Source organism: Streptomyces sp. NPDC000594 (genome assembly GCF_040299965.1).
GTDB lineage: Bacteria > Actinomycetota > Actinomycetes > Streptomycetales > Streptomycetaceae > Streptomyces.
Genome location: NZ_JBEPCY010000045.1, coordinates 47,916 through 58,767 on the forward strand (window position 1 = coordinate 47,916; position 10,852 = coordinate 58,767).

At 72.7% G+C, this 10,852-nt stretch carries 10 protein-coding genes; 7 read left to right on the plus strand and 3 right to left on the minus strand.

Going from position 1 to position 10,852, the window contains the following annotated elements; all coding sequences use genetic code 11:
• Window positions 1-50 precede the first annotated feature (50 nt).
• The 4 genes from ABT354_RS34905 (at window position 51) to ABT354_RS34920 (ending at window position 5,592) form a co-directional block, all read left to right on the plus strand.
• Window positions 51-1,022 carry an asparaginase gene (locus tag ABT354_RS34905; RefSeq protein WP_351501408.1) on the plus strand — a complete coding sequence of 324 codons (972 nt, stop codon included), beginning with the start codon at window positions 51-53 and terminating at the stop codon, window positions 1,020-1,022.
• Window positions 1,023-1,046: 24 nt separating this feature from the next.
• A complete protein-coding gene (locus ABT354_RS34910; protein WP_351501410.1) occupies window positions 1,047-2,288 on the plus strand; it encodes a GNAT family N-acetyltransferase in 1,242 nt (413 codons plus the stop codon).
• 459 nt (window positions 2,289-2,747) lie between these two features.
• Complete coding sequence (locus tag ABT354_RS34915) at window positions 2,748-3,386, plus strand: TetR family transcriptional regulator (protein ID WP_351501412.1); 639 nt, start codon at window positions 2,748-2,750, stop codon at window positions 3,384-3,386.
• Window positions 3,387-3,465: 79 nt separating this feature from the next.
• Window positions 3,466-5,592 (plus strand): HelD family protein, encoded by a 2,127-nt coding sequence (locus tag ABT354_RS34920; RefSeq protein ID WP_351501414.1) that lies wholly within the window; start codon window positions 3,466-3,468, stop codon window positions 5,590-5,592.
• A 37-nt stretch (window positions 5,593-5,629) separates the two neighbouring features.
• Here ABT354_RS34920 and ABT354_RS34925 read toward each other — a convergent pair whose 3' ends face one another.
• Window positions 5,630-6,772 carry a selina-4(15),7(11)-diene synthase gene (locus ABT354_RS34925; protein ID WP_351501416.1) on the minus strand — a complete coding sequence of 381 codons (1,143 nt, stop codon included), beginning with the start codon at window positions 6,770-6,772 and terminating at the stop codon, window positions 5,630-5,632.
• 961 nt (window positions 6,773-7,733) lie between these two features.
• Here ABT354_RS34925 and ABT354_RS34930 point away from each other — a divergent pair.
• Window positions 7,734-8,525: a calcium-binding protein gene (locus tag ABT354_RS34930; RefSeq protein ID WP_351501418.1), complete on the plus strand. Its 792-nt coding sequence runs from the start codon at window positions 7,734-7,736 to the stop codon at window positions 8,523-8,525.
• Window positions 8,526-8,667: 142 nt separating this feature from the next.
• Window positions 8,668-9,246, plus strand: a complete 579-nt coding sequence (locus ABT354_RS34935; RefSeq protein ID WP_351501420.1) for a hypothetical protein — start codon at window positions 8,668-8,670, stop codon at window positions 9,244-9,246.
• Window positions 9,247-9,342: 96 nt separating this feature from the next.
• On the opposite strand, the gene ABT354_RS34940 is transcribed toward ABT354_RS34935, so the two are convergent.
• Window positions 9,343-9,759, minus strand: a complete 417-nt coding sequence (locus tag ABT354_RS34940; RefSeq protein WP_351501422.1) for a VOC family protein — start codon at window positions 9,757-9,759, stop codon at window positions 9,343-9,345.
• A 10-nt stretch (window positions 9,760-9,769) separates the two neighbouring features.
• Complete coding sequence (locus ABT354_RS34945; protein ID WP_502983561.1) at window positions 9,770-10,270, minus strand: helix-turn-helix transcriptional regulator; 501 nt, start codon at window positions 10,268-10,270, stop codon at window positions 9,770-9,772.
• 187 nt (window positions 10,271-10,457) lie between these two features.
• Here ABT354_RS34945 and ABT354_RS34950 point away from each other — a divergent pair.
• Window positions 10,458-10,852, plus strand: a 395-nt coding sequence (locus ABT354_RS34950; RefSeq protein ID WP_351501426.1) for an ATP-binding cassette domain-containing protein, incomplete at its 3' end; no start/stop codon positions are given.

Genomic DNA, 10,852 nt, shown 5'->3' on the forward strand with positions numbered 1-10,852 from the left:
GAGATCCTTCCGGAAGCGGGTCCTCCCCCCACCCGCCACGGAGGCCGACGATGACTCCTGCCGCCATACCCCCGGTTGCCGCCATACCCCCGGTCCTCGCCGAGGTCGTTCGTTCCGGCTTTGTCGAGGGCCATCACCGCGGCTCACTGGTCGTCCTCGACGCCGACGGCCGGGTGGAGCTGGCGCTGGGCGACCCGGCGGCCCCCGTCTTCCCGCGCTCCGCCAACAAGCCCTTCCAGGCCGCCGCCGTGCTCCGGTCGGGTCTCGACCTCTCCGGGGAGCGGCTGGCGCTGGCCGCCGCCAGCCACTCCGGTGAGCAGTTCCACCTGGACCTGGTCCGCAAGATGCTCGCCGAGTGGGGTCTTGAGCCGGCGGACCTCCAGACCCCGCCGGATCTGCCGCTGGACCCCACCGAGGCCGAGCACTATCTCGCCCGTGGCCTGGTCCGGGACAAGGTCACCATGAACTGTTCGGGCAAGCACGCCGCGATGCTCGCGGCCTGCGCCCTCAACGGCTGGGAGACGCGGAGCTATCTCGACCCGGACCACCCGCTCCAGCGGCTGGTCCGCACCGAGCTGGAGGCGGCGGCGGGCGAGCCGGTCGCCGCCGTGGGCACCGACGGCTGTGGCGCGCCGCTGATGGCGATCGGTCTCACCGGGCTGGCGCGCGCCTTCCGCTCCCTGGTCCTCGGCGCTCCCGGGAGCCCGGGGCGGCGGGTCGCGGACGCCATGCGGACCCACCCCGAGTATGTGGCGGGCACCCGCCGCCCGGACACCTGGCTGATGACCGAGGTTCCCGGGACCCTCTCCAAGATGGGTGCCGAGGCCGTCCAGGCGGTGGCGCTGTCCGACGGCCGGGCCCTCGCCTTCAAGATCGACGACGGTGCCGGGCGGGCCCTCGGGCCCGTGCTCGCCCGTGCGCTGGCCCTGCTCGGGGTCGACGCGCCGGTGCGGACCCGGATAGGCCGTGCCCCCTTGCTGGGCGGCGCGGCCGAGGTCGGGGAAATCCGGGCGACTTTCTGAACCGGTCCCCCCTAGCGTGGGTTCATGAGTCCTGAGATCCGCAAGGTCACCGAGTCCGAGTTCCCCGAGTGGATGCGGGCGTTCCGCACCGGGTTCCTCATGCCGCCCACAGCCTCCGAGGAGGAGATGACCGGGCGGCGCGGGGGAGTGGACCTGGACCGCACCACCGGGGTCGTCGACGGCGGGCGCTGGGTGGCCACGTACCGCACCTTTCCGCAGTGGGTCGCGGCCCCGGGCGGCGCCCGGATCCCCACCAACGCGATCACCAATGTCAGTGTCAGTGCCACCCACCGCCGCCGGGGGCTGCTCAGCCGGATGATCACGGAGGATCTGGCGGCGGCGAAGGAGCGCGGCGATGTGCTCGCCTCGCTGATCTCCGCGGAGTACCCGATCTACGGCCGGTACGGCTTCGGCGTCGCCACCTGGATCGCGGAGTGGACGGTGGATCTGCTCCGCGGCGGGCTGGACCGGAGCCGGCCCCTCCCCGGGTCCGGCCGGATCGACCTGGTGGACGCGGCGGAGGTCCGTACCGAGGGCCCGGTACTGCATGAGCGGGTCGCGGCGCTGGTACCCGGCCTGGTCAGCCGTAACGAACGCTGGTGGCGGATCCAGACCGGCGAGATCACGGTGCCCAGCACTGAATGGACCGAGCCGCTGTACGCGCTGTACCGCTCGGCGTCGGGTGAGGTGGAGGGGCTGGCCGTCTTCGCCTCCGACGGCGAGTGGAGCGACGCCAAGCAGCCCCGGGGCACGGTACGGGTCCGGGATCTGCTGGCGCTGACCCCGGACGCCGAGCGGGCGCTCTGGCACTTCGTCTGCTCCCTGGACTGGGTCACCGCCGTCCGCACCGGGCGCCGGTCCCCCGACGACCTGCTGCCGCTGCTGCTGCCGGACGCCCGTGCGGCGCAGGCGACCTCGCTGGTCGACGGCTTGTGGCTGCGGGTGCTGGATGTCCCCCGGGCGCTGGAGTCCCGGACGTACGACACCTCCGCCGGGCTGGTCCTCGACATCCACGACCCACTCGGCCTCGCGGCGGGCCGCTACCGCCTGGAGGTCTCCCCGGACGGCGCCTCCGCGGCGCCCACGGACGAGAGCGCGGACCTGACCCTGGGCGTGGACGCGCTGGCCGCGCTCTATCTGGGGGACGCGTCGCCCCTGCGGCTGGCCGCGGTGGGGGCGCTGGAGGAGTCCCGCGCCGGTGCCGTGCGGCTGGCGGAACGCGTCTTCCGCACGCCGGTGCGGCCGTGGTGCCCGGACGTCTTCTGACGGCCCGGGCCCAGCCGCCTCGGGCCCTCCGGGCAGGTAGATCAAGCTCCGTGGGGGTCCCCCCGGACGGAGTCTGGGGGAGTTTGAGGCGCGGGGCCTCAACATTCAGCCTCGTGGGGGTCCCCCCGGACGGAGTCTGGGGGAGTTTGAGGCGCGGGGTTCGGGGCTGGCCCCGACGTCCGCCCGAGGTGACTCGGGGCCGAGGTCCGTCCTCAATCGCCGGACGGGCTTACATGTGCGCGACGGTGTGCCCGAGGTGTCTCGGGGCCGGGGTCTGTCCTCAATCGCCGGACGGGCTGAAAAATGGCACCCCGGCCCCGACGGTGGCTTCAGGAAAATCAGCCCCATGGGGTCCCCCCCCGGAGTCTGGGGGAGATTGAGGCGCGGGGTTCGGGGCTGGCCCCGACGTGTGCCCGAGGTGTCTCGGGGCCGAGGGGCTCGGGGTCGTAGGCTCGGCGCATGAGTGGTGAGGCGGTACGGGACGGGGCGCCGGGCGAAGGTCTGCGCGAGCGGAAGCGGCGGCGCACCCGCCAGACGATCTCCGACACGGCCATCGCCCTCTTCCTGGCGCGCGGCTTCGACGCCGTCCCCGTCACCGAGATCGCCGCCGCCGCCGACGTCTCCAAGCCCACCCTCTTCCGCTACTTCCCCGCCAAGGAAGACCTCGTACTGCACCGGTTCGCCGACCACGAGACGGACCCCGCCCGCGCGGTCCGCACCCGCCCCCCCGGCGCCACCCCCCTCGCGGCGCTGGAGCGGTACGTCCTCGACGGGCTGGCCCGCCGCGACCCGGTGACCGGGCTGAACGACCTGCCCGAGGTGCTCGCGTTCCACCGGCTGGTGTACGGGACGCCGAGCCTGGTCGCCCGGTTGTACGCCTTCCAGGGCCGGTCGGAACGGGCCCTGGCCGAGGCGCTCGGCCCAGGGGTACGCGCCCGGCTCGCCGCGGGCCAGATCGTGGCCGTGCTGCGGATCCTGGCGGAGGAGAACGCCCGGCGGATCCTGGCGGGGGAGAGCGCGGAGGAGGTGCGCCCGGAGGCCGAGGCGGCGACCCGGCTGGCCTTCGAGCAGCTCGCCCGGGGCATCGGCACGGAGTGAGCCCACGCCGGGAACGGCACAGCCCCCCGAAAGTGATACTCGGTTAAAAAAGTTACTCGGTTGCCCTAGGGTGGGAGGGGTGAGCGACGACGACCTCAGCCCCGCGCTGCACCAGGAGCGCGCCCATCACGAGAAGTGCCGCGCCGCACTGGCGCGCATGGCCCAGGAGGCCGACGACCAGGTCCGCGTCGGGGAGCACGCCTTCGCCTCCGGTGCCGACGCCGAGGTGCTCGGCCGGCATCTGCGCTCCCGGGCCCGGGAGGTACGGGAGGAGCCGGACGGCCCGCTCTTCTTCGGGCGGCTCGACTTCGCCCCCGAGAGGCCCGAGGCACCCGGGACACCCGACGGGCCCGACGCACCCGGGGCACCCGGCGAGCCCGACGCACCCGGGGCATCCGGCGCACCCGGGAGCGCGGATGCCGGCCGGAGCCATCACATCGGCCGCCGCCGGATCACCGAGTACCCCGCCGCCCCGCCCCTGGTGATCGACTGGCGCGCCCCCATCGCCCGCGCCTTCTACCAGGCCGACGCCCGCGACCCGCACGGCGTCGCCCGCCGCCGCCGCTTCGGCTGGGCCGCGCCCCGCCCCGGCGCCCCCGCCGAACTCACCTCCCTGGAGGACGAACACCTCATCCGCCCCCGTACCCCCACCGCCCCCGGTGACGGCCCCTCCGCCCTGCTCACCCGGGAGATCGAACGCCCCCGTACCGGCCCCATGCGGGATATCGCCGCCACCCTCCAGCCCGAGCAGGACGACATCGTGCGCGCGGGCCCCGACGGCTCCCTCTGCGTTCAGGGCGCCCCCGGCACCGGCAAGACCGCCGTCGGACTGCACCGCGCCGCCTATCTCCTCTACACCCACCCCCGGCTGCTGCGCCGAGGCGGCGTGCTGGTCCTCGGCCCCGACCGGGCCTTCCTCACGTACATCTCCTCGGTCCTCCCCTCGCTCGGCGAGCGGAACATCCGCCAGTCCACCCTGCTGGAGGAGATCGCCCGCCAGGAGATCCGCGCCCAGGACACCCCCGAGGCCCTGGCGCTCAAGCACGACGCCCGGATGGCCGGGGTGCTGCGCCGGGCCCTGCGCGCCCGGATCACCGCGCCCTCCGGCGATCTCACCGTCCCCGACGGCTCCCACCGCTGGCGGGTGGCGCGCGAGGAGATCGAGCGGATCGTCGCCGGGGTACGCGCCGAGCCCCTGCCGTACGCCGTCGGCCGGGAACGGGTCCGGGCCCTGGCGGTCCGCGCCGTACGGGATCTCGCCGAACGCCGCTCCGGGCCCCGGAACGAGGGCTGGGCCCGCCGGATCGGCTCCGGGCGGGCGGTCCGCGCCTGGGTGGACGCCGTCTGGCCCCGCGCCGTGCCCGAGGAGGTGCTCACCGAGGTGCTGACCGACCCGGCCGACCCGGCGTTCACCCCCGGCGAGCGCGCCGCCCTCCGGTGGCCCGCGCCCCCGCGCTCGTACCGCACGGCCCGGTGGACCGCCGCCGATCTGCTGCTGCTGGACGAGATCGCCGGGCTGGTCGAACGCCCCGCCGGATACGCCCATGTCGTGGTGGACGAGGCCCAGGACCTGTCGCCGATGGAGTGCCGGGCCGTCGCCCGGCGATCCGCCTCGGGCGCGCTCACCGTCCTCGGCGACCTGGCCCAGGGCACCACCCCCTGGGCGGCCCGCGACTGGCGCGCCCAGCTGACCCGGCTGGGCCGTCCCGAGGCCCCGGTGATCCCGCTGACCACCGGTTACCGGGTGCCCGCCCCGGTGCTGGAGCTGGCCGGGCGGCTGCTGGACGGGCTCGGTGTCACCGTCCCGACCCCCCGTTCGCTGCGCCGGGACGGGGAGCTGACGGTCCGCCGGGTGGACGATCTCACCGGGGCGGTGGTCGGCGCGGTGCGCTCGGCGCTCGCCCGGCCGGGCTCGGTCGGGGTGATCGCCGACTCCGGGGCCGTTCCCGGGCTGTACGGGGCGCTGCGCGCCGGGGGCGTCGAGGCGGACCTGCTGGAGGAGGCCTCGGGCGCGCGGGTGACCGTACTGCCCGCCGTCCGGGCCAAGGGGCTGGAGTACGACCATGTGGTGGTGGTCGAACCCGCCCTGATCGCGGCGGCGGAGGAGCGCGGGCCGAACCGTCTCTATGTGGTGCTCACCCGTGCCGTGTCCCGGCTCGACGTGCTCCACCGGCTGCCGCTGCCCCCGGCGCTGGAACGCCCCTGACCCGCCACCCCTGACCAGCCACCCCTGGTCTGCGGACTCAGACCGCCAGGGCCTCCGCCGGTACCGCTGCCGGGACCACCGGGGCCCGGTGGGCCAGGGCGACGACCGTCTCATCGGCCGCCGCTGCGGCGAGCTGGGGCAGCTCCCACCACCAGGTGATGACCGGGATGTCCAGCGGGGCGTCGCTGCCGTCGGTCGGTGTCTCCGTGAAGAAGGTCGGGAGCCGGGCCGGATCGTGCGGGGTGGTGTACCGCAGGGAGCTGATCCCCCACTCCTGCGACCCCCGGATGAAGTGGGCGAGGCTGTCGAGGTAGCGCCGGAGCTGCGGGCTCGCGGTCGCCGCCATCGCCCGGCGCAGCCGCAGGAAGAGGCACATCACCCGGTCGCGCTGGGCGACGGCGGTGGTGAGGGCGGCGTCGGGGGTCAGCCCGTGGTGGTGTTCCAGGACCCGCAGCACATTGAGCCAGTAGCCCGTGCTCCGGCTCTCCTTGTGGTGGGAGAGGAGGTCGTTGTCCCAGGTGATGACGTAGGACGCCATCTCGGCGGCGGCGCGGGTGGCGGGGCTGTCGCGCTCGTGCGGCTGGAGCTCGTACCCATGGGCCATCTCCAGCAGGGGGAGGACCACCGTGGTCGCGCCGTCGTAGAGGCGCATCAGGGTGTAGTCGTTGAGATCCGGGACGGTTCCGGCGCGGCGGTGCTCGGCCTCCCAGGCGACGGAGAAGAAGTACTCGCGCAGCGCGTCGATCCAGCGGGCGGTCTGCCCATGGGTGCCGTGGCGGGAGATCCGGGCGCGCAGATCCCGTACCCCGATGGCCAGCGGATCCTCGGTGAGCAGGGGGATCTCGGGGTTCTGGGCGATACGGAGCAGCCGGTGGAGCACCGCGACCAGCTCCCCCGGGCGGTGGCCGAGGTCGCTCTCCTCGCAGCAGCCGTCGTCCACGCCGAACAGCCAGAGGACGAAGTCCGAGAGGAGGGAGACGACTTCCTCCCGGCCCTCGGGGAGGATCATGGCGGAGAAGGTGCCGATGTCATGGCTGACCAGCCGGGCGCGCAGCTCATCGGTGCCGATGCCCATGGAGTGCGCCCATGCGGTGGTCCGGGCGTCGATGGCGGCGTGCCGGGGGTGGATGGCGGGGGGTATCGGGGAGAAGAACGGCGGAACGGTCAGCTCGGGCCCCACCTTCGGCCACCTCTCTGCATCATGGGACGGGGACGGGGACGGGGACGGGGACGGGGACGGGGACGGGGACAGGGACGGGGACGGCGTCGGGCCACCCGTCCGGTGGGGATCCGGACGGCGGATCCGGACGGGCGGGGGCTTTGCGGAGTGTGCTCGACGGAATCCGCGACTGCCGGTGTGCATCGGCCGTGCAGGGAGCGGTTCCGCCGTGCGATCGATCAACTAAGGCGCATAGTAATCAGCCGTGATACGGCTTCCAACAGGCCATTTCCGCCACTTCGGCCGCCTGGGGGGTGCTGTGGACCGGGTGCCCTCAGGGTCCCGGATGCTGTGGTTCCGGTCGGTGCGCGCTTCCGTCTGCAACGGCTTTTCCGGGGATTCCCAGATGGCGGGCGCCTGTTGGGGGCCGGTGGTGCGCCGGGCGCGGACGACACGCCGGAGGGTGGTACGGCGTGCGCGGGGTGCCGGTCCGGCACCGCCGGCGGGGAGCGATAAGTGCGCCACGGGCAAGGGGCTTCGGGGGCACATCATCTGATAGGCCGTAAGGGCGGCAATTCGTCATGCGGGTGGTACGTACAGATGTGCGAGCGCCACGGCGTGTCGTCTTGTCGGGCGGGTCGGGCACCTTCAGGGGATGGCTGAAAACCGACGTTTGGCGCGGAGTTGATGTGGTGGAGCGAGGGGGTATGTGATCGCGGGGTGGGTGACGAGCCATCACGCGGTGATAGACGATGGCCCCGTGCGTACTTCAAGAAGTTGATGAACCTTCGCTGACCTGCGAGTTCATCGGATTCTGAGTCGCCTGGAGGCGATCCTTCTCATCAATCTCTCAGAATCTTGTACAACCATTTTTCGCTGTCCTGTGTCTGGATGTACGAGTCTCTGACTCATTAAGTCCTCCGGGCACCTGGACGGCGTATGTCCCATGACGCCGCGGCGCCCCCTCTGAACTGGGATGTACATGCGATCTCGTGTATCGGCCGTCGCTCTGACCGGCGCCCTGGCGCTGACCGCGCTCACCGTCCCCGTGGCCCAGGCCGATGTCCTGGCCGCCAAGCCCGGCGCGGCCCAGCTGCCCACCATCTCCGATGTCGTGGTCAACGGCGGCAAGGCGATCGTCCTCGGCACCACCGAGAAGAAGACGGTCACCGTCACCTTCAAGGCCAAGCACCCCGAGGGCATCTACATGGCCCTCCCGCTGCTCTGGCACGGCTCCAACTTCGAGGAGCCGGACGGCCTGATCCTGGAGGACAACCTGGAGGCCTCCTGCACCTCCGGTACGACCTCGACCTGCACCGGGAAGTTCATCATCGACCCGCGTGCGGACCTGTACTACAACAAGCTGGCGGGCAACGCCTGGAAGGTCTCCGCCACGGTGATCGCCAATGACGGCGAGTCGCTGGAGAAGACCAACGCCAAGACCTTCTCGGTCCAGCGCGCCTCCAAGCTCACGGTCAACGCCGCCCCGGAGCCCGTCGCCCAGAACGCGACGATCACCGTCACCGGCGCCTTGACCCGCGCCAACTGGGAGACGTACAAGTACTCCGGGTACGCCGACCAGTCGGTGAACCTCCAGTTCCGCAAGGCCACCAGCAACACGTACACCACGGTCAAGACGATCAAGACCGACAGCAAGGGCAATCTGAAGACCACGGTGAAGGCGTCGAGCGACGGCTTCTACCGCTACGCCTTCGCCGGTACGGCCACCACGCCGGCGGTCAACGCGGCGGGCGACCAGATCGACGTTCGCTGAACACTTCCCCGGGCCACGGCCCCTGGGCGCGCGGGGGCGTCCAGGGAACGCGGCCCGGGGGCTTTTCCCCGGCCGTACCGCCCGCCGTACCGCCCGTATTGCCCGTATCGCCCGAGCCGCCCGCGTCGTCCGAGGAACCCCAGTGATCACGGAGTATCAGCAGCGGCTGCGGGAGCTGTATCTCGCCGCGCCGGTGGTGCCCGCGCCCGAGCCCTGGCGGGCGGTTCACACGGGGGAGATCGCCGTCGGCGGTCTGCTCGGCATCGGCTTCGCGGTCCATCCGGAGACCGGGCACGATCTGGTGATGGTGGTCTCCAGCACCGGGCACGGCCTCCTCTCCGCGGTCACCGGCGAGCGGATCGCACGGGACCGTGACCCGCTCACGGACCCCGAGGACAGCCCCGACCTGGTCTGTCCGGGGCTCGGCCCGGTCGCGGGCGTGCCGGTCCGGATCGCCGGTCTCCATGGCGGAGGTCTGCACACCGGGGCCGGCGGCGGCTGGACGGTGGAGGTCGTACGCCCCGACTGGCCCCATGACCGGGTGATCCTCTTCGGCCCCGGCGGCCGTATCGATCAGGGCCCGCCGGGCGGGATGTGCTGGCACATCCTCCACTCCCGCCACTCGACGCTCCGCGCTGCGGGCTTCTCCCCCTCCGGCCGCACGCTGGTGGTCGCCACCAGCAGCGGGATCACTCTCTGGACCCGCCCCGCCACCGTCTGAGCGGCCGGCGGCAGGGCCTCTCCCGGTGGCGTCTCCGGGACAGGACGGGGCGGGACGGGACGGGATGGGACGAAACGGCGCGGGATTCGACCGGACCTACGCGCCCTGCGGCTGGGTGAAGCGCAGCATGTTCCCCGACGGGTCGCGGAAGGCGCAGTCGCGCACGCCGTACGGCTGGTCCATCGGCTCCTGGATCACCTCACCACCCGCGGCGCGGATCCGCTCGAAGGTGGCGTCGCAGTCGGCGGTCCGGAAGATGACGCCGCGCAGCATCCCCTTGGCCAGCAGCTCGGCCACCGCCCGCCGGTCGGCGTCCGAGGCGTTCGGGTCGGCGAGGGGCGGTTCGAGGACGATCTCCACATCCGGCTGGGCCGGGGAGCCGACGGTCACCCAGCGCATCCCCTCGAAGGCGACATCGTTGCGGACGACGAGCCCGAGCGCGTCGCGGTAGAAGGCGAGTGCCTTGTCGTGGTCGTCAACGGCGATGAAGCACTGTGCAAGCGTGATGTCCATGAACGTCACGCTACGTGCGCCCGGCGGTCCTCGCTTCTCCATTCCTGACCACTCCCGCTCCGGCCTCCCCCTCCCCGGCCCCGCCCCTTCCCGCCCCGCCGCTTCCCGCCTCGCCCTTTCTGACCGGCCGGGTGCGGACCTTGGCGACACAGGCGGGGATGGCGGCCCCCGGCCCGTGGTCCCGGGCCCGGTAGGCACTGGGGCTCTCCCCGACCAGCTCGGTGAAGCGTGAGCTGAAGGAGCCCAGCGAGGTACAGCCGACCGCCATGCAGACGTCCGTCACCGAGAGGTCGCCCCGCCGCAGCAGTGCTTTGGCCCGCTCGATGCGGCGGGTCATGAGATAGCTGTACGGGGTCTCCCCGAAGGCGGCGCGGAAGCTGCGCGAGAAGTGGCCGGCCGACATGAGCGCCACCCGCGCCAGCGCCGGGACATCCAGCGGGGAGGCGTAGTCACGGTCGATCGCGTCACGGGACCGGCGCAGCCGGGCAAGGTCGGAGAGCTCCACATCCACCACGGTACCGACCGCCTCGGACACACCCGCCCGCCCGGCGGAGCACCCGGGGCATCCGGAGCACCCGGGGCGACCGCTGGCGCCAGGGATGCCAGAGGCGCCCAGGACGCCCAGGGTTTCAGGGGCTTCAGGGCACTGAAACCGGCGTGAAACCGTGTTGAACGCGCCCTGCCGCACGCTCTGCGCCATGACGACCACGACATCCCGCCCCCTCGCGATCTCGGCCCGGGGGCTGCGCAAGTCCTACGGGGACAGGACGGTGCTCGACGGCATCGATCTGGCCGTCCCCGAAGGAACGATCTTCTCCCTGCTCGGTCCGAACGGCGCGGGCAAGACCACCGCCGTGAAGATCCTCTCCACCCTCATCTCCGCCGACGGTGGTGAGCTGCGGGTCGGTGGCCACGATCTGGCCACCGATCCCCGGGCGGTGCGGGGGGCGATCGGTGTCACCGGGCAGTTCTCCGCCGTCGACGGTCTGATCACCGGTGAGGAGAACATGCTCCTCATGGCGGATCTGCACCATCTCCCCCGCCGGGAGGGACAGCGGGTCGCGGCCGAACTGCTGGAGCGCTTCGACCTGGT